The organism is Pseudoalteromonas sp. QJM3NY_22, from assembly GCF_056173065.1.
The window spans coordinates 3743295-3763092 of the sequence record NZ_CM149655.1 but is presented as its reverse complement, the minus strand read 5'-3'; the positions used below and the strand labels follow the sequence as shown (position 1 = coordinate 3763092).

The following is a 19798-nucleotide window of genomic DNA, read 5'->3' as shown; positions in this document are numbered from 1 at the left end:
TGATACTTGGTATCAACGGGGTTTTTGTTTGCGCTAATTGCGCTAATTGCGCTAATTGCGCTAATTGCGTTATTTAAACTTTAAACTCATCGACTGATAAACGAAGTTCTTCAGCAAGTTTTGCTACTTCTGAACTTGAGATGTTTGTTTGGCTTGCGCCTTCAGCGGTTTGTTCTGCAATGGCTACGATTGATTCTAAGCGTTCACTAATCTCTTGTGCTACTTGTTGTTGCTCTAATGCAGCAGTTGATATTTCTTCACTGACATCGTGAGCTTGAGATACCGCAAATGTAATAGAATCAAGCGCGCTACTAGCTAAGTCTGTTTGCTCAACACACGATACAGCACGTTGTTTACCTTTGCTCATTGCTGTTACCGCAGCTTCTGCGCCTGTTTGTAGCGATTCAATCATTGATTGAATCTCTTGAGTTGACTCTTGTGTTTTACTTGCTAAAGAGCGAACTTCATCGGCTACAACCGCAAAGCCTCGGCCATACTCACCAGCACGTGCAGCTTCAATTGCAGCATTAAGTGCTAATAAGTTTGTTTGGTCTGCAATACCGCGTATTACATCTAATATGCTACCAATTGATGCGCTATCTTGATGTAGTTTATTGATAACTTGAGAGGCGTCGTCTACTTCACGAGCAAGCTGCTCAATCGTCGCTTTATTGTTGTTAGAAATACCTTTAACGCGTTCGGCTTCTTTGTCAGCATTTTTAATTTCACTAAGCGCTTGTTGAGCACTGTTGCTAACTGTTTGCGATGTACTGCTCATTTCAGTGGTTGCAGTTGCTGCTTGTTCAACTTGTGCTTGTTGATTGCGAATTGCTTGGCTTGATTCTGCAGTAATTGCAGACGTTTCTTCTGAAGCGGCGGCCAGTTGAGTCGAGCGAGAAATAATGCCTTTAATTAAGCTGCGTAAGCTATCAATTAAAGTATTACAACTTTTAGATAGTTCGCCAAACTCATCTTTAGCAGTGTCATCTAAGCGTTGTGTCATGTCGCCACTGGCAACAATATCTAAAATACGATTAACTTCAGCAAGCGGTTTGGTTATACGACTAACTGTAATAATGGCAATTGCTATCGCTAGAAGTGTTGCGATAACCATCCCTACCCATGTCCATAAATTAGCTGAATCTACATCGCTGCGCACACCTTTTTGTAACTCAAAGGCAACATTGCTTGCTTGTGTAACTAATTCATCAATTTGATTAAGTGCCATTTTTGTTGCTTGCTCTGATTCGGCAAGCTCTTTTTCGGTCAGTGTGATTGAGTCAATTAGGCGTTTTTTGTTTGCAGCTAAACCACTATTACCTTTAATATTATTTTCGAGGGTATCTACATACTCTTTTAAGTTATTGAATAAATCACTGTGAGTTTGCTCTATAGCAGGCTTTATTAACGCTAGAGTGCGTGTTACTTCATCAAAATAGTAGCTTTGTTCGTTTTTAACAATATCAAGTGTATTGAGTGTTTTAACTGTCAGCATGTCGGTACTATTACTTACAACCGATATAAAGTTATTCTCTAAATTATTAGCTGCTTGGAATGCGCGTGCATGATTTTGCTCAAAACCGTCTATGTCCAAAATGTCGAGTACGACAGAATTTGCATCTTCAGCGTTAAGTTCGATAATTTCTAATTGAGACTTTAATGTTTTATTAAGTGCTAATTGTTTACTCTTATCTACAAGCAAGCTCTCTACAGTACTTAAAAAACTTAGGTAGGTTTGTTCTACATTTCTACTGCTTTGGTTTAAAGCTGGATCATCTTTTACGACTGCTTGTAGTTCGCTATGAAGGCTATTAAATAGCTGTTTTTGTTCGAGTACTTGTTTTTTTATTGGCGCCAGTTCATTTGCAGATGAAGTGTAAAAACTCGCTTGAGCGGTTTTACTCATTAAAATGAATTCAGCTTGTAACTCAGCGCTTTTATTCAGAGCTGGAAGTGATAGTTGGTTCACTTTTTGAGTTGAGCGGTCAATATTTGCTATTTTTATTAAAGAATTGCCACCAATTATTAAAAGTAATAGCGTGATAAATATAAAACCACCCCAAATACGTTGGCTTACTGTTAGATTCATATAGGTTTCCACTCAAAAGTACTTCAGTTAGAACTTATCGGCGTTTGTACTGATAAGTTAAGTAATTAATTAATTTTAATTATTAGTCTATAAATCTAACAGATGTATTAGATTATTTCAGGTTATTTAGACAAAAGGTGGAAATTTTCTACAATTTTTTGTTTGCTAGGTAGTTTCATTAGCGTCATGCTGTTACCCCACACACACCCTGTATCTAAAGCGTGTACACATTTATGGTTTGTATTACCTTCAAGGGCAGCCCAGTGCCCAAAAATAATATCCTGTTTAATGTTTAATATATTTGGATGCATAAACCAAGGTGTTAACTCATTATTATTGATTATTGCGCCTTTTGCACTAAGTTCTAGTTGATTATTACTTGTTAAAAAGCGCATTCGAGTAAAATAATTAACTATGTATCTAAATTTTTCAAAGTCGTCTAGGTCATTATGCCATTTCACAGGGTGTGGCTTATACATTTTCTCAAAGAAGGTTTTTGCATTATTTGATTGGTAACAGCTTTGCGCAAACTGTGCATATTTTAACGCATTTTCAATTGACCAATCAGGATTAAGACCAGCATGAGATATAAAGCTATTATATTTTTTTAAGTATAAGGCAAGAGGCTGAGTTTGAAGATATTCAATGTAATGGGTGAGTTTATGGCTATTAAATATTGGGCTAAGTTTGTCTTTTGGGTTAGTTGGTTTATTTAAGTAATAACAGGCAATCATATGCAAATCATGATTGCCAAGTGTAATAGTTACGCTGTCTTGGTTTTGGTAAATGTAATCTAAGCAGGCTAAAGAGTCTGGTCCGCGAGCGACTATATCTCCTACTAAGTAGAGGTGATCTTTACCTGGGTTAAAATCTACCCGCTGTAGCAAGGTGCTAAATTCGCTAAAGCATCCTTGTAAATCACCTATTACATAATCAGCCATACAATTTAGTTATCATTTAATGCAAAATATTAGGGCAAGCTAAACGAAACACAGTAATAGGTGCCTGAAACTCAGAACCAAATTCATTGCGTAAAGTATAATGCCCTTGCATAGTGCCTACTGGTGTATCAAGTATAGCTCCACTGGTATATTTGTAGCTTTCACCAGGGCCTATGGTTGGCATTTCACCAACAACACCTTCACCTTCTACTTCAGTTTCCTTGCCATTTGCATCTGTAATCAACCAATAGCGGCTAAGTAACTTAGCGCTACACAGACTATGGTTTCGAATAGTTACCGAATAGGCAAAAACGTATTTTTCGATCTCTGGTTGAGACTGACCTTCTACGTAAAATGTTTCTACAGATACCTTAACAGGCGATCCAATATTACTGCTTGTTGTCATAAATCCAATTAGCTATATCAATAAATTGTTGTAAAGATAAGCGCTCAGCGCGCAACGTTATATCTATCCCAATGCTTGTAAGCTCTTCTGCTGTTAGTAAGTTGCCCAAGCTGTTGCGCAGTGTTTTACGGCGCTGGTTAAAGGCTTCCAAGCACACAGTGTTTAGAATTTTAACGCTTTTAGCCGTGCGTTGTTCTGGCTTTTTAGGGATTAAACGAATAACTGCAGAATCAACCTTAGGTGCTGGCTTAAAGCACTCAGGTGGCACTTCTATCACTGGCATTGCATTACAGTAGTATTGAGTCATTACACTTAAACGGCCAAAGGTTTTACTACCAGGGCCTGCAACCATACGCTTTACGACTTCTTTTTGTAGCATAAAATGCATGTGTTCAATATTGTCAGCAAATTCAAAAAGATGAAACAGTAAAGGCGTAGAAATATTATAAGGTAAGTTGCCAAACACTTTTAATTTTTTGTCGTCTCTTACCAGGCTTGCAAAGTCAAACGTCATTGCATCGCCTTGGTTAACGGTTAATTTAGGACCTAAAAATGGGTGCTCAATTAAACGTTGTGCTAAATCTTTATCTAGTTCAACAACCGTTAGGTGGCCACTAAGATCAGCGACAGGCTCTGTAATAGCGCCAAGTCCAGGGCCAATTTCTACTAAGTTGTCTTCTGGTTTAGGATCGATTGCTGAGACTATTTTATCGATGATCATTTCATCAAATAAAAAGTTTTGCCCAAAACGTTTACGGGCGCGGTGTCCTAAATGTACTTTATCGGTCATTGATTTTGTGCTTTTTCTTGGGCGAGCTTAATTGCTTCGCGGATCGCTAATTCAAAACTGCCAACGTCAGCTGTACCTGTACCGGCTAAATCTAGCGCCGTACCATGATCAACTGAAGTGCGGATAAATGGTAAACCTAATGTAATATTCACAGAATTACCAAATCCTTTGTATTTTAGCACAGGTAATCCCTGATCGTGATACATAGCAAGCACAGCATCAGCTTCAGATAGATATTTATCTTGGAATAACGTGTCCGCAGGTAATGGACCTATTAAATTCATACCTTGGCTTCTAAGTACATCGAGAGTAGGTGTGATTGTTTCAATCTCTTCACGTCCTAAGTGACCATCTTCTCCTGCATGCGGGTTTAAACCGCATACCAAAATACGTGGCTTTTCGATACCAAATTTAGTTTGTAAGTCGTGATTTAAAATACCCGCTACTTTAGTAAGACGTTCTTCGGTAATAGCACGCGATACATAAGCAAGTGGGATATGGGTTGTCACAAGTGCGACACGTAAGCCCTCAGTTGCCAGCATCATCACAACGTCAGCAGTATCTGATTGCTGTGCAAAGTATTCAGTATGACCGCTAAAAGAGATACCAGCTTTGTTAATAATACCTTTATGGACAGGACCAGTTACAACAGCATCGAATGTACCATCCATGTTTTTTTCACTTGCGATACGCAAGGTGTCTAAAACGTATTGGCCATTACCGTCGTTTAATGCCCCAAGTTCTACATCAACACCTAAATCAACTTGATGTATATAAACACTACCCGCAGGTGCTACTTTTGCGGGGGAATTTTCATCAAACTTAATTAAATTAATGGGCAAACCAAGATGTTTAGCACGTTCTTTAAGCAGTTTACCATCAGCTAGTACGACAAGCTGAGCATCCCACGCTTGCTGAGCAAGCGTAAGAAGTAAATCTGGGCCGATGCCTGCTGGCTCGCCCGGGGTAATCGCAATTCTTAAGGTCATATTTATTGGTCTGTAGGGAAAATTTCAACGTGAGCTTGCTCGCGCATTTCTTGTTGCCAGTTAAAACTTTCTTCTTTAAATTTACGATTGAATAACATGCCATGAGCACGATTGCGTTTAGCAAGCTCTGTTTTATCAGCTACACGTTTACCAAGTAACTGAACAATATGCCAACCAAATCGAGTTCTGAATGGTTCACTAATTTCATCTTGTTTAAGAGAAAGTAAAGTATCTCTAAAAGCTGGAACGTAAGTTGTTGGATCAGTCCAATCGTATTCGCCACCTTTGAGAGCTGAACCTGGATCTTCAGAATATTCTTTAGCTAGTTCACCAAAATCAGCGGTACCAGCACGTAAGTCTTTTGCAAAACCAGCAAGCATATTTCGTGCTTTTTCTTCGCTTAAGATAATAGAGGGTTTGATTAGTATATGACGTGAGCGCACTTCAGTTGTTTCTACAACTTGTAGTCCACGAATTTCTTGTACTTTAATTATATGAAATCCAGCGCCAGAGCGAAGAGGGCCAATAATAGCACCACTTTTTTTGCCTTTAACTGCTTCTGCAAATAATGATGGCATTTCATTAATACCCATCCAGCCTAGTTGTCCGCCTTCAAGTGCTTTTGAACCGCTTGATGATGAAATGGCAATACGTTTAAATTCTTGATCATCATTTAATAGTTCTATTACTTTATCTGCTCGTGTTTTTGCTGCAGATATTTCATCAGCAGTCGCATCATTAGGAATATCGATAAGAATGTGACCGATATTATACTCTTCAGAGTTTTGTCCCTGACTTTCCATAATTTTTAGCAAATTATCAACTTCTTGATCGCTAATATAAATTCGGCGATCTACATTGGCGCGTGTAACTTGTTGAGTGGTTATTTCTTTACGGATTTCTTCACGGTATGCTTGAAAACTCTCGCCAGAACCTTCAATGGTTTTACGTAGATCAGCAATTGTACCGCCTTGTTCTTTTGCCATATTTGCTAGCGTTTGGTCTAGCTGGCTATCAGATATTTGTAATCCCATACGTTCAGCCATTTGCATCATCAATGTTTGGCTAACTAAGCGTTCTATTGCTTGTACACGTAAGGTTTCATCTTTAGGAAGTTGTTGCCCTTGCTCTTCGGCTTGTTTTTTAACACGATTTACAATGGTGTCTACTTCACTATTTAAAATAACGCCTTGGTTTACAACGCCAATCACCTTGTCGATTTCTACAGGGGCTGCTAATGCACTTTGGCAAAGGCTGATACTTAAAACTGTTGATACTAATAATTTTTTTAAAGTCATGTTCTCTTTACTACTCTTGCTAATAGTACTGTTGTGATACTAGTTACTAAGAAAATACGGTCTACGATAGCCAAAAATACCTTGTTGTAATAGTTTTTGTGCATCATAGCGGCTTTTACTACCCAGTCCTTTTAATACAAAATTAAAACCAATACTTGAGTCAAAAGTTGCTTGTTCTTGTCCTATTGACTGATTTAAGTCAGTTTCGATTTGGCGATGACCAGTAATTTGGAATGCCCAACAGCATGATTCATACTGTAATCCGCTCAATATTTCGATACTTCTGTTATTTTCAAGATCTCGATGATAGCTTGCAATAAATTGCCATTCGTCACTAATGGGAATACTTGTAAATACACCCGCTTGCTCGATTGTATTTCCTGAGACATCATTTGCATAGCGATGGTTCAATTGTACTAGCTGATTATTATCACCTTTGTAATCAAGAGTTACATTTGACTGAACCATTTGTTTACCATCTGTATCGTATTGAATACCTCCAGCAAGGTACCAACGTCGATGCCAATGTAACATGGTTTGGGCTGCAAATAGTGCATTATAATTAGTGTCTGAGTTTAAGCCTTGCTCTGTAGGTTTAGCTGAGTCACTTAAATAAAATATTTGTCCAGCGCTAAAGTTAAACACTTCTTCTTGTTTTTTATTAAACAAACGCGTTGTTGCACCCAATGTAAATTGGTTTGCAGCGGCAATACGGTCAACACCCGAAAATCGAGTGTCTCTAAATAAGCCATAGTAATCGTCTTGTAGCTTAGTTGTATCGAATAACCCAATATCAGATTGGTCTTTATTGGGGGTATATAAATACTGAACTTGAGGCTCCAAAGTTTGAATACCATCTTCAATAAAAGATGATGTATTACGTTCAAAATTTAGTTGGGAATATAAACGAACTTTAGGGATTGTACGTGATACGCTTTCGCTGTATTGCGTGCCATCTAAATCACCATGTTGTTTATAATTTGTTTGCAATAAACTTACTTCAGATAAAAACGACCATGCATGTTGTTTGTAGCCAAAGCGGGCTTTAGGCTCTAAATGCACTCGCGTTGCTTGATCTATAATGGCTGAGTCGTTAGTAAAATGACTGATTTCGCCAGAAACTGTAAAATCAAAATTATCAATACGCCATGGGGCTGTTTGAGTAAAGTTGATTTGAGGTATAGCGGTATATGATTCTAAGTGATCACCGAGTACTTCAAAGTTTTGCACTTTAATATCTGTACGCCATGTCTCACCTAAGTGTGTTAGTGCGCCAGTTCGGTAAAGTTGGGTATCGGTTTTATTTGCATAGTTAGAATCAAGATCAGTAATGTAATTGTCATCACTTACGTTGGTAATATCTACATTAGCTCGCCAGCTCTCACCTAAATAACTTCTTTGTTGCCAATGAAACATATAACGTGAATCAAGAGTTGGCTCTGAATCGTCTTTATTTAAGTACTCTACACCGACCAAACCTTCATGTTGCTCAGTTAAGTACCGAAACTCTGTTTGCAGTTGCAAGCCTTTACGAGACATATAGCGCGGGGTAATAGTGGCATCAAAATTTGGCGCTATGTTCCAGTAATAAGGTGTAATTGTTTCAATACCATAGCGATCTGAGCTGGAAATATTAGGCTTTAGTAATCCTGATTTACGACGTTCATCGAGTGCAAATGTAAAATAAGGCAAATATAAAACAGGTGTATCAAGAATTCTTAGTACCGCATTGTGAGTTTCACCCCAGCCTTCCTCGCGGGATAAATTAATTTCGTCTGCTTCTATTTCCCATACAGGGCTTTGACCAGGACAAGCAGTAAAGCTTGCATTCATGAGCACTAAGCCAGAATCATTCACGGTCAGCTTTTCTGCACCACCTTTGCCTTGTTGATCGGTTAAACTGTAATCTGCACCAAGTAGGCTAATTTCTGAGTTGCTCAAATCGGCGTTTAGCCCTTTGCTGCTTATTTTGCTAATTGTGTCACGGTAAGTAATTGGTCCGGTTGCATTTAATAAACCACGCTGTTTATCTATCAACGCAGTTTGTGCGGACAAACTCATATTAACGGTGTTAATATCAACATTGTCGGTAAATTCAGCACTTTGAGTGCCGAGGAACTCTACATCATCAGCTTTAATATCAACAGTACCAAGCTCAAGGCCTGGAAGTGGTTGCCAAGCTCTGGTTTGCATTGAAATGCCACAAAGGTTGTGCGTCAGTTCAGTTTCGGCAAGCGATGGTGCGCTAACTACGCTTAGCATCAATATGCCCCAGGTTTTGCTCATTTATTGACCTTAATGCTTTGTGATTAAATATAATTTACACATAATAAAGGAAAATAATGGCAAATACAGTAATTGACCTAATTAACTTAGTTAAAAATAGATATCTTATAAAATGACACGCTTTGATAATTTACAACAATTTATAAACACACACTTTAATACGCAGCCTACTTTGTTAAGTGCGATAACAGGAGATGCTAGTTTCCGTCGCTATTACCGTTTAACGTGCAGTAATGAGCATTTTATTGTGATGGATTCAGAACCCCAAAAAGTAAATAACGCGCCTTATATATCACTTAATAAGGTATTTACCGAGCAAGGCTTTTTACTTCCAAAAATAATTGCTAGCGACGAGCAGCAAGGCTTTTTTATACTAAGTGATTTAGGCAGTAAGCATTTGGCTGACATGCTAGATGATGAAAATCGTATTGAGTATTACAAAGCTTTAATAAGTTTAAGTGCTCAATGGGCAAAAACACCACCCTCAGCTGTTATGCAAGCTTACAATACAGACTTTATAAAACTTGAGCTCGATATATTTAGTCAGTGGTTAGTAAACGACTTTATAGATGAATCCCCAACTGCAGCGTATCAAGCTATGTGGCAAACAAGCTGTGAGTTACTCACTCAGGCTATGCTTGTGCAGCCTACAGTAACCGTGCACCGTGATTATCACAGTCGAAATATTATGAATAGTAATGGCCTGTGGGCGATTATAGATTATCAAGATGCGGTACGTGGTCCGCTTTGTTACGATTTAGTATCGCTGCTCCGAGATTGCTATTTTAAACTTCCGGCAAAAGAGCTAACAAGCTTGCTTGATTTTGCTTATAGCGAGTTCACTGCTCAAAATTTAATGGTTAATACCTCATTTGATGAGTTTAAATATTGGTTTGATTTAACCGGTATTCAGCGCCACTTAAAAGCAGCTGGTATATTTTGTCGATTATATTTACGCGACGGAAAAACGGGTTATTTAGATAATATTTTACCCACACTTGATTATATTATTGAAGTGGCTGCTAATTATCCCGAGCTTAAAGCATTGAGTGATTGGACTAAACATACCATAGTGCAAAAAGTGACTGAAAAGTTAGCAAAGGAGCGCACATGAAAGCGTTGATTTTAGCCGCAGGACGCGGACAGAGGATGATGCCGCTAACACAGCATATGCCAAAGCCAATGTTAAAAGTAGCAGAAAAACCACTTATTGAGCATCATATAAATAACCTCAAAGCTGCCGGAATTACCGATATTGTAATAAACCTCGCTTGGCAAGGTGATAAAATAAAAGATTACTTTAACGATGGCAGTCAATTTGGGGTAAACATACTTTACAGTCAAGAGGTTGAAGGTGGTCTTGAAACTGCTGGCGGTATTATTCAGGCGCTACCTCTGCTTGGAGAGTCTTTCATTGTAGTTAATGGCGATGTATATACCGATTATGATGTAAGTGCGCTAATGCAGCTGCATTTGCAAGCGGGTGAGGCGCATATTGTGCTAATACAAAACCCACCACATAATCCAGATGGTGATTTTGCATTAAGTCATTTATCGCCAGAAAGCCAAAAGTATACATTCTCAGGGATCAGTCGGTATCAGGCTGATTTTTTCAAAGGGTTAACGCAAGGGAGGCGTCCTTTAGGGCCTATTTTACGTGAAAAGCTAAGTAAGCATGTAATCTCTACTGAGCTTTATATTGGTCAGTGGGATGATATAGGTACACCCGAACGTTTGAATGACTTAAACAAACGCCTTGCGGCGCATTAACTAAATTTTTTAAAAAGGCAGCATTATAAATGTGGGGAAAAATACTCGGTTTTTGTTTTGGCTTTATGTTTGGCAAGATTTTTGGTGCCATTTTAGGTTTATACCTTGGCCATTTATTTGATAAAAGCTTAAAAAGTAACTTTGATAAAGCAGGTGGCTTTTCAAGCTTGTTTAACGATGCAGATGTAAACGAGCGCCAAGCTTTGTTCTTTTCGAGCTGTTTTGCCGTAATGGGGCATATTGCTAAATCGAATGGCAGAGTTAGCGAAGTGCATATAAAAGCCGCCAACTTGTTTATGGATGAAATGGGTTTGAAAGGCGAAGAGCGCCGCGAAGCACAGCAGGCTTTTCAGTCGGGTAAAGAGGGCGACTTCTCACTTAAAGAAACCGTGCACGACTTTAAAGAACGCTTTGCTAAGCGAAACGACTTGATGCAATTGTTTTTAGAAATACAAATTCAAATGGCATTCTCTGATGGGGTGTTAGCCGAACAAGAAAAGCAATTGTTAGCAGAGGTAAGTAAGCAGTTAGGGATTTCGAAAACGCATTTTGCATTTGTATTAAAACGCTATCAAGCAGAATTTAATTTTAGAAAGCAACAACAGCGCTTTAATCAACAGCAACAAAGCCAAGGGCAAAGTAGCAGCTACCGTGAAGGCTCGGGTCATCATGTCCCACCCAATAATAATATGAATCGTACACAGGCATTGGCGTTATTAGGGCTTAATGATGGCGTGACTGAGCGTGAGATAAAAGTAGCGTACCGTAAACTTATGTCCCAACATCACCCAGATAAATTGGTATCGCAAGGTTTACCAAAACACATGATGGAGCTTGCAGTTAAAAAGAGCCAAGATATTCAAGCGGCTTATGAATATTTAAAAAAGGCGGCGTAAAAAGCCGTCTATTTCTTTTGTTAGGCGTGCGTGTTGATCCGGTTGATCGCGCAGGCCAAATAGCTGGCGTTGGCGATAATCAAATTTCGCATTTCGGTTAACCCAGCGTTGGCGATTTTTAAGGCTCATTAAAATATCATTGCTGTCATTAGCATAGTAAATATCGAGTAAAGCTGGCGTAACAAGTGATGTTGTTTGGCTCAAATCTTTATTACGTTTAGTATTAGGTAAGTAACTGCTTAAACTTATAAATGCATCTACTCTCTGTTCTGGAAAGTCGGCATAGTGCTCAAGTAATACGCCAGCACTGGTACCTTGTGCAATAACCACTACGTTACCTGGCTCTTGCATTGCAGTTTGGTATAGCGCATTAAAGCGAGCAATCAGATTTATTTTATAATTGTCGAGTACTTCATTAGTCACTTTTTCTAAAGCATTAACATAATGAGGTTCTGCATTTTTCTTCATATCTGCAGTCGCAGGCTCTGTGCTTGTAGCTGCATCAGGTGTCGTTGTTTCTGCAGGCATTTCTGTTGATGAGTCTGGTACTTTGCTGGCTTGCCAGTCTATGTCGGGTACCGTCATTGCGTAAGTGGTATAGCCTAAGTTATTAAGTTCTTTTCGTAAAAAACTCATGCCAGCATTGTTTGTTGGCACTGATTGCCAGTCGGGTATAAGTAATACAACACCTCTAAAGTCGGCGCTCATATATTCGCTGTATAAACTCAAAAACTCGGTTTCACCTGCAAGTATTGATTTTATTTCGTCATTTGGAAGCAAGCGTTCAATATCGTTGTTTTCAATACTTGATAATGTAGGAGGGGCAATATGCTCTGCAGCTGTTACCTGTACGCTTAAAAATAGCGTACACATTAGTAATACGTTAAGTATACTTTTTAAAAACTGCGCAGATACCATAAGAAGCTCAAATAATGAATACTAATTAGGTATCGGCGTAGTACGGTAAAAGTTTAGCACTATGGCTTAATAATCATTAATGCAATGATTAAAACTCAGGTTCGGCTTCAAATGTAAGTACTTGCTCAGTTGTAGGGTGCTTCAACTTCAGCATTTGCGCGTGTAATTGTAAGCGAGGAGCTGCGGCAAGTGCGTCTTTATGGGCATAGAGCCTATCACCTAAAATAGGATGTCCTAAACTTAGCATATGCACACGTAACTGATGTGAGCGCCCAGTTATTGGCGTTAGCTCTACACGGGTAGCATCGGCTTCGCGCTCAAGTATTTTAAAGTGCGTAAGTGATGGCTTACCATTTTCGTGATCAACCATTTGTTTTGGGCGATTAGGCCAATCACAAATAAGCGGCAGATCCACGGTTCCCGTATCGACCTCAAGCTGCCCAAATACACGTGCAATATAACGCTTAGCGGTTTCGCGTTCTTGAAACTGCATACTTAAATGCCTGTGCGCTACTTTATTCATAGCAAGGCAAAGTATGCCCGATGTTGCCATATCTAAACGATGAACTATTTTAGCTGTTGGAAAAACACGATTAACACGGCTTATTAAACAATCGGCATGTTTAGGATCTTTACCCGGGACGGTTAATAACTCGCTTGGCTTATTAACGATGAGCAAATCGTCGTCTTGGAAAAGTATTGTTAAATACGGGCTCATTGGGGGATTATAGTTAACTAACACAGCCTGCCTTAATGATTTTTAAGGGCGCTATTTTAGTGGAGCGAGGCTGAAGGCTCAAGGGAAAAATTTATTGCGTGTTTTTTGTTCTGGTGTAAAATTACACCAACTATTGCAAGCAAGGTTTAATGTTATGGCTAGACAAAGTATTTCGCTTACTGAGCAAAATGATTTATGGTTGCGTAATCACGTTGAAAACGTGGGTGATTACGCAAATAAAAGTGAACTGGTAAACGACCTGATCAGGCGTGCTCGAAGAGCTGAGGTAATAAATAGTAAGCTTGCAAAGTCTGAGCAAAGTGGCTTTAGCACTCAATCTGCAGATGAAATGCTAGCAGAATTCAAATCAAGCACGAAGTAATGCGTACATACAAGCTTTCAAACGATGCTAAAGAAGATTTACGTCGCATTTACCAGTACGGCTGTGATGAATATTCACAACAGCAAGCAGATAATTATTTTTATGCTTTTTTTACTGTGTTTGAAAAACTAGCAGCAAACCCTTATTTCTACCAATCAGTTGAGCATATACGTAAGGGTTATCGGCGAGCAGTCTGTGGTTCAGACAGTATTTATTACAGGGTTACCGAAGAAAATGTAGAAATTATGGCTATTTTGGGTGGACAAAATACACAAGAGTGGTTGTGAAAATTTAATCTGGATACCAAGCAAAGGAGGTTTCATGTATGGAAATATAGAGTTTTATTGCAGTCGATGTGGTCAATTAAATAGTCATGAGCCCGATTCTAATAATGACTTACCTCTTGCTATTGACGGGGAGGTTGAGCACCAATTAGAAATCCTTAATTGCACTAACTGTGACAATCCTTTTCAGGTGCATGTAAGTAAAGATCCTAACTCTTTAAATTTTGATTATCACCTAAATGATGGTTATAAGCTAGGAGAAGGAGAAAGTGAGTATCAAGCTGTATTTAAAAGTGCCGTATTTAACTTAGAGCAATTAACCTATCATCTTTTATCAGAAAACTATGTCAATAATACTTATTTTAATAGACTGTTTTATACTCAATGTATCATTACGTTGGAGACTTACTTTGGTGATGCATTAAGGTGCCATGTACTCAGTTCAGATGAGTATATAAAAAAGTTCATCCTTACTTCGGAAAAGCTTAAAAATGAGACGTACTCTCTTAAGCTTATTATTCAAAAACCTAATTTATTAGAAGATATAGTCACCGGTAGATTATCAGAAATTCTTTATCATAATCTCGGGGTAGTTAGTAAAATATATATGAATGTATTAGATATTGATCTTCAAAAGCTGATAGTAAATGAAAGGCGATATTTTGAGACTGCAATACTTATTAGGCATGATTGTGTTCATCGAAGTGGAAAGACAAAAGATGGAAAAGCTCATTATATTTCAAGGGATGATATCCAAAAGCTTGCAATCTCAGTCAGCCAATTGATTTTAAATTTACATGATGCAATGCAATATCTCGACGTGAACATAAGCGAAAATATTGGAGGTATTAGCTTCTAGTTAATATAGATTGTGAGTCTAGTGACGGAATAGTTACTGTGTTTTAGATGTATTTTTATGAAAAAAAGTGCGATATAAATACCGCACTTCTATTTAACTTACGCTTATTGGCAGTCTTTTCTGAAACCTTAGTGCGAAACAACAATTAAGCGAATGGCATCAAGTTGTAACTGCGTTTTTTCAATATACGTAGTTAGGTCGTTGCGTTGCTTATCGTAAAACGTTATTTCTTCTTGTCGAATATTAGGGTTAATTTGCTTAAGGGCAACAAGTCGCTCTTGCTCTTCACTAAGTGATGTTTGCATTTTAACAAGCGACGCTGCACGAATAACTTCAAGTTTTTCTTGTGCCATATCTTTAGCGGTAGTGATCATCGGGTGAACAGCGCTTTGCAGTGCTCCCGCAAGTTTACTGGCTGTTTGGCGGCCAACGGCTGATAGCTGCTGATTAAAGCCTTCAAAAGCTACATTCTCACCTAAGTTATTGCCTGCTTTATCAAGCAATATACGAATTGGTGTAGGCGGTAAAAAGCGACCAACTTGCAATACTTTTGGTGCCATTGCTTCTGCAACAAAAATAAGCTCAACAAAAAAGGTGCCAGGCGGTAACTTTTTGTTTTTAAGCAGTGCAACTGATGCGCTACCAAAGTCGTCGTCACAAATCATATCCATGGTGCCTTGCACCATTGGGTGATCCCAACTAATAAAGTGTACGTCTTCTTGCGAAAGTGCCGTATCGCGATCAAAGGTAACCGTCATACCGTCTTCTTTAAGCGATGGGAACGATGCATTTAACATATGTTCCGTTGGCTTTAAGATAATGGTGTTTTCGCCTTTATCTTCTTGGCTTACGCCAAATGTGTCAAACACGTTGATCATGTAGCTTGGCAATTCAAACTGGTTATCGAGTTTTTCAATATCAGCTACAAGCGAATCTGCAGCACCTTGACCCGATGAATGTAGCTCTAGTAAACGATCTCGTCCGCTTTCCATTTTTTTACGCAGTACTGCATTTTGCTGTGCTACTTGCTCAAGTAATGGATCGAGTTCGTCTTCATCGCAGTTATGCGCAGAAATATATTCAAGTAGGTCATCACGGAACTCTTTATAAAGCATTTGGCCTGTTGTTGATGTAGATTCGAATGCATCTAGACCTTCGTTGTACCAACGTAGCAATACTTCTTGAGCGGTGTTTTCAAAATATGGCACATGAATGTTCACATCTTGCGTTTGACCTATACGGTCTAATCGACCAATACGTTGCTCTAGCAAGTCAGGGTTTAGTGGTAAATCAAATAATACTAAGTGATGCGAGAACTGAAAGTTACGCCCTTCTGAGCCAATTTCTGAACACAGTAATATTTGTGCATTATCGTACTCGTCTGCAAAAAATGCAGCAGCGCGGTCACGCTCAATAATCGACATACCTTCGTGGAATACCGACGCTTTAATTGCTTCGCGTTCACGCAGTATTTGCTCAAGGCTGATAGCTGTTTCAGCTTTAGCACATATAAGCAGTACTTTTTCGCGCTTAAGTGTTTTAAGGGTGTCGATTAACCAATCTACACGTGGATCGAATAAACCCCAGCTTGCGCTTTCGCCTTCAAATTCTTGAAATATTTTTTCAGGAAACAGAGCACGGTGTGCACTTAGTTCAGCATTTTGAATGCCGCCCATGTTACCAAGAACCGACATAGCCGTTTTATACTGTTTTGGCAGTGCCATTGGGTAGGCGTGTAATTTACGGCTTGGGTAGCCGTCAATACCGCTGCGGCTGTTTCTAAATAATATGCGACCTGTGCCATGGCGATCGAGCAGCATATTAAGTATTTCTTTACGCGCTGGTAAATCACCTTGCTGTGCTTTTGCAAGAATATCAGTAATGTCGGTTTCTTTTAATAGCTCAATTAGCGTGGCTTTGGCTGCGTCGTCCAGAGCTTGCTCTTGCAGTAATTGATTTGCAGCTTGCGCTACGTCTTTATAATTTGCTTCTTCTTCTTTAAACACGTCGTAGTCGTAAAAACGATCCGGATCGAGTAATTGTAAACGCGCAAAGTGACTGCTGTGACCAAGTTGATCAGGCGTTGCTGTAAGCAAAATAAGGCCCGGAATATCTTGGCTAAGCTCTGCCATACGTTGGTACTCTGAGCTTGGCTTGCCGTTATTGATACTTAGATGATGGGCTTCATCTATTACTAAAAGGTCCCAATCAGCAAGCGTTGCTTGTTCAAACCAGCGTTTTTTCTTGGTTAAAAACTCAAGGCTGGTAAGTACTAGTTGCTCTGTATCAAATACGTTTGGAGAATCTGCAAACGCTTCGTCGCAGCGCTCTTCATCAAAAATAGAAAAACGTAAGTTAAAGCGGCGTAGCATTTCTACTAACCATTGGTGCTGTAAGTTTTCAGGCACCACAATAAGTACGCGGCTTGCACGGCCACTAATAATTTGTTGATGTAGTATCATGCCCGCTTCAATTGTTTTACCAAGGCCTACTTCATCTGATAAAAGTACGCGTGGGGCAAAACGTTTACCCACTTCTTGGGCAATATAAAGCTGGTGCGGAATAAGATTAGCACGCTGACCAATTAAGCCTTTAATAGGCGATTGCTCACGTTCAAATTTATGTAACCACGTTTGGTAGCGAAGTGTGTAGCGATCAAAACGATCTACTTGGCCTGCAAATAAACGATCTTGTGGTTTATTGAATTTAATAAAATGATCTAAAAAGGTTTCTTTTAACTTGGCTGTTTCGCCGTTATCAACACGGGTGCCGTGATAACACAGTAACTCGCCTTGTACTTCAATAGACTCTACTTCTAATTCCCATTCTTCAACGCTTTTGATCACATCGCCAGGATTAAATGCCACACGGGTAACAGGTGCTTCTGCACTAGAATAAACACGGTTTTCACCACTGGCAGGAAATAATATGCTGACCTGACGGCCTTCAATGGCAACAACGGTGCCTAATCCTAAATCTGACTCTGTATCACTGATCCAACGCTGACCTAAGGAAAAATTCATGTATGTCTCGTCTATGATGAAAAAGGCGGCTATGTTACCTGTAAGCTAACACCACTGCAAGGCGCTATTTGGCTCACTTTTAATTAATTTTGTAAGTGTTAATTATTACTATTAAAACAACTTGTTTATGGCTGCTTTTTTTATAAATTAAAACTAATTATGGTTTGTAATAAAACGGACTTTTATGACAAATAGACTAAACTTACATTATGCCTTGGCAATTAAGTATTGCAGGTTTAAGTTTTGCCCGTTTTACTTAGTTATTTTGGTATAGCATAAAAATCATAAAACGTAAGGAAAGTGCTATGGAAAAAGCTTCGAACCTTGAAAGTAAAATGTATGTGCTAGATACCAACGTACTACTTCACGAACCACTCGCTTATTTGTCTTTTCAAGAGCATGACGTTGTAATTCCGATGACGGTGCTTGAAGAACTTGACCATATAAAAGACAGAAAACACGACGTAAGCCGTGATGCGCGCGTCGCTATTCGTGGATTAGATGAAGTTCTTAAAAATGCAACGCCCGAACAAATGCTACAAGGCGTGGCGCTGCCGAGTAACAAAAAGGCAAAAGCGAGCTCTGCAGGTACCCTCATTATTGTAAACGATCATTTATTTGCCGACTCCATTTCTGGTTTACCAGGTAACGAAAACGACCATCGTATTATTAATTGCGCCGTGTATTTACAAAAGCAACACAGTGATTCAAAGGTTATATTGGTTACAAAAGACATAAACATGCGCCTAAAAGCCAAAGGCGCTGGGCTTAAATATGTTGAGGATTACCGCACCGACCAACTTATTGACGATATAAGCCTGCTTACTAGGGCGTGTTGATCTTTGCGGTATAAAAAACAAACAGCATAAGGATAAGGTATAATTGAATTCGCTAAAAAACATTACACGAACCCTCATGCCAAGATTAATGTTAACAGACGCGACATGGAATGTCTTATCAAAAGTAATGCACTTAAGTGGTCGAATTTATAATAAGCCTGAACATAGAAAAACGCTCGAAGGCATACTCTATAGGATGCGTACCGGTATTCCTTGGCGAGATTTACCGTCTTATTTCGGCTCGTGGAGTGCTATTTATAGACGATTTAATTTATGGTCCAAAAAAGATATTTTGAATGAATTATTTCGAGTGTTATCCCACTATGCTGATATGGATTGGATCTTTATTGATGGCAGTATTGTCAGGGCTCACCAGCATAGTTGCGGTGCAAGAACCGCTGACAATGAATCAATCGGTAAGAGTCGAGGTGGTAATTCGACTAAAATTCATCTTGCAGTAGATAGCGGAGGATTGCCTGTTTATTATGAATTATCCTGTGGAAATACGCATGATATCGTCCATGCAGAGTCACTTGTAGCCAATTGCCCAACGAGTAATGTTGTTGTCGCAGATAAAGGCTACGATAGTGAAAAACTAAGAGAGTTTATTCGTGACAATAGCGCTACACCCGTTATTCCACGCAAGGATAACAGTTTAGTGGGTAATGAAGATATTGACTGGTGCATGTACAAATATAGGCACTTAGTTGAGAATGCCTTTGGTCGGATCAAACAATATAGAGGGATAGCCACACGGTATGAAAAGCTTGAGCGGAATTATCATTCCATGCTCGCTTTAGCATTCACTATGATGTGGCTACCAATATGGGCTGATTAATATATATACTACAAAGATCAACAGCCCCTAGTGGTTATAAAAAAATTGAAGGGGATTTTTGGGAGCATGTAGGGGAGTGTAATACGCAGCAACACGGACGTGATACGTTTCATCATGTGCCTAAAAACTTAATACCTGATGTATTTTGTAATGAATATTTATTTGATGGAGGGGATCAGTTTGCGGCACGTGTTAAATCGTACGATGACGAGCACATAACGCTAAAAGATATTGGCGTTGAGCGTTTAATGCATCAACAAGCATGGGGCGTTAAACCTAAAAACATTTATCAAGGTATGGCGCTTGATGCACTACTGGATACAAGTATTGAACTTGTTATTTTAACCGGCCCTGCGGGGTGTGGTAAAACCTTGTTAGCGCTTGCCAGCGCCCTTGAAATGGTCATCGAAAAAGGTATTTACGATAAAGTAATAGTCACCCGTAATACCCTAAGGGATCCCCAAAAATAATC

The 19798-nt window shown here is 39.1% G+C and carries 17 protein-coding genes and 2 pseudogenes; 9 read left to right on the top strand and 10 right to left on the bottom strand.

Features of this window, described 5'->3' with window-relative positions; all coding sequences use genetic code 11:
• Positions 1-73: 73 nt before the first annotated feature.
• From AC0VZ4_RS17405 to lptD, 7 genes are all read right to left on the bottom strand, one after another.
• The gene (locus AC0VZ4_RS17405) at positions 74-2089 is read right to left on the bottom strand and encodes a methyl-accepting chemotaxis protein (RefSeq protein ID WP_475440280.1); all 2016 of its coding nucleotides are present in this window, start codon (positions 2087-2089) and stop codon (positions 74-76) included.
• A gap of 122 nt (positions 2090-2211) precedes the next feature.
• A complete protein-coding gene (locus tag AC0VZ4_RS17400) occupies positions 2212-3030 on the bottom strand; it encodes a symmetrical bis(5'-nucleosyl)-tetraphosphatase (protein ID WP_475440279.1) in 819 nt (272 codons plus the stop codon).
• 16 nt (positions 3031-3046) lie between these two features.
• On the bottom strand, positions 3047-3436 hold the full coding sequence (gene apaG / locus AC0VZ4_RS17395; RefSeq protein ID WP_475440278.1) for a Co2+/Mg2+ efflux protein ApaG: 390 nt from the start codon (positions 3434-3436) through the stop codon (positions 3047-3049).
• On the bottom strand, positions 3420-4226 hold the full coding sequence (gene rsmA, locus AC0VZ4_RS17390) for a 16S rRNA (adenine(1518)-N(6)/adenine(1519)-N(6))-dimethyltransferase RsmA (RefSeq protein ID WP_007376553.1): 807 nt from the start codon (positions 4224-4226) through the stop codon (positions 3420-3422). The genes apaG and rsmA overlap by 17 nt, the downstream gene beginning before the upstream one ends.
• Entirely contained in the window at positions 4223-5215 is a 993-nt protein-coding gene (gene pdxA, locus AC0VZ4_RS17385; protein WP_475440277.1) for a 4-hydroxythreonine-4-phosphate dehydrogenase PdxA, read from the bottom strand. The genes rsmA and pdxA overlap by 4 nt, the downstream gene beginning before the upstream one ends.
• Positions 5216-5217: 2 nt before the next feature.
• Positions 5218-6513, bottom strand: coding sequence for a peptidylprolyl isomerase SurA (gene surA / locus AC0VZ4_RS17380; RefSeq protein WP_007376551.1), 1296 nt, complete (start codon positions 6511-6513; stop codon positions 5218-5220).
• Positions 6514-6552: 39 nt separating this feature from the next.
• The gene (lptD, locus tag AC0VZ4_RS17375) at positions 6553-8799 is read right to left on the bottom strand and encodes an LPS assembly protein LptD (protein ID WP_475440276.1); all 2247 of its coding nucleotides are present in this window, start codon (positions 8797-8799) and stop codon (positions 6553-6555) included.
• 112 nt (positions 8800-8911) lie between these two features.
• On the opposite strand from lptD, the gene AC0VZ4_RS17370 reads away from it, so the two are divergent.
• From AC0VZ4_RS17370 to djlA, 3 genes are read left to right on the top strand one after another with little or no spacing between them, the layout of a single operon-like run.
• A complete protein-coding gene (locus AC0VZ4_RS17370; RefSeq protein WP_475440275.1) occupies positions 8912-9913 on the top strand; it encodes an aminoglycoside phosphotransferase family protein in 1002 nt (333 codons plus the stop codon).
• The gene (murU, locus tag AC0VZ4_RS17365) at positions 9910-10569 is read left to right on the top strand and encodes an N-acetylmuramate alpha-1-phosphate uridylyltransferase MurU (protein WP_033028345.1); all 660 of its coding nucleotides are present in this window, start codon (positions 9910-9912) and stop codon (positions 10567-10569) included. The genes AC0VZ4_RS17370 and murU overlap by 4 nt, the downstream gene beginning before the upstream one ends.
• A gap of 29 nt (positions 10570-10598) precedes the next feature.
• Positions 10599-11465, top strand: a complete 867-nt coding sequence (gene djlA / locus AC0VZ4_RS17360; RefSeq protein WP_033028344.1) for a co-chaperone DjlA — start codon at positions 10599-10601, stop codon at positions 11463-11465.
• Here djlA and AC0VZ4_RS17355 read toward each other — a convergent pair.
• Complete coding sequence (locus AC0VZ4_RS17355) at positions 11448-12338, bottom strand: DUF3530 family protein (protein WP_475440274.1); 891 nt, start codon at positions 12336-12338, stop codon at positions 11448-11450. The genes djlA and AC0VZ4_RS17355 overlap by 18 nt on opposite strands.
• A gap of 133 nt (positions 12339-12471) precedes the next feature.
• A complete protein-coding gene (gene rluA / locus AC0VZ4_RS17350) occupies positions 12472-13125 on the bottom strand; it encodes a bifunctional tRNA pseudouridine(32) synthase/23S rRNA pseudouridine(746) synthase RluA (protein ID WP_096793790.1) in 654 nt (217 codons plus the stop codon).
• A gap of 130 nt (positions 13126-13255) precedes the next feature.
• Here rluA and AC0VZ4_RS17345 point away from each other — a divergent pair, with 130 nt between their 5' ends.
• Genes AC0VZ4_RS17345 through AC0VZ4_RS17335 form a run of 3 tightly spaced genes read left to right on the top strand, consistent with a single transcriptional unit; the run spans position 13256 to position 14626 of the window.
• The gene (locus AC0VZ4_RS17345) at positions 13256-13483 is read left to right on the top strand and encodes a ribbon-helix-helix domain-containing protein (RefSeq protein WP_033038999.1); all 228 of its coding nucleotides are present in this window, start codon (positions 13256-13258) and stop codon (positions 13481-13483) included.
• The gene (locus AC0VZ4_RS17340; RefSeq protein WP_475440273.1) at positions 13483-13770 is read left to right on the top strand and encodes a type II toxin-antitoxin system RelE/ParE family toxin; all 288 of its coding nucleotides are present in this window, start codon (positions 13483-13485) and stop codon (positions 13768-13770) included. The genes AC0VZ4_RS17345 and AC0VZ4_RS17340 overlap by 1 nt, the downstream gene beginning before the upstream one ends.
• A gap of 34 nt (positions 13771-13804) precedes the next feature.
• Positions 13805-14626: a hypothetical protein gene (locus AC0VZ4_RS17335; RefSeq protein ID WP_475440272.1), complete on the top strand. Its 822-nt coding sequence runs from the start codon at positions 13805-13807 to the stop codon at positions 14624-14626.
• Positions 14627-14754: 128 nt separating this feature from the next.
• On the opposite strand, the gene rapA is transcribed toward AC0VZ4_RS17335, so the two are convergent.
• Positions 14755-17649 carry an RNA polymerase-associated protein RapA gene (gene rapA / locus AC0VZ4_RS17330; RefSeq protein ID WP_475440271.1) on the bottom strand — a complete coding sequence of 965 codons (2895 nt, stop codon included), beginning with the start codon at positions 17647-17649 and terminating at the stop codon, positions 14755-14757.
• 305 nt (positions 17650-17954) lie between these two features.
• Between rapA and AC0VZ4_RS17325 the strand changes: the two are divergent.
• The 3 genes and pseudogenes from AC0VZ4_RS17325 to AC0VZ4_RS17315 all read left to right on the top strand — a co-directional run.
• A pseudogene (locus AC0VZ4_RS17325) lies at positions 17955-18476 on the top strand (PIN domain-containing protein); the annotation flags it as partial.
• A gap of 88 nt (positions 18477-18564) precedes the next feature.
• Positions 18565-19326 carry an IS5 family transposase gene (locus tag AC0VZ4_RS17320; protein ID WP_475439680.1) on the top strand — a complete coding sequence of 254 codons (762 nt, stop codon included), beginning with the start codon at positions 18565-18567 and terminating at the stop codon, positions 19324-19326.
• Positions 19327-19343: 17 nt separating this feature from the next.
• A pseudogene (locus AC0VZ4_RS17315) lies at positions 19344-19796 on the top strand (PhoH family protein); the annotation flags it as partial.
• Positions 19797-19798: the final 2 nt, after the last annotated feature.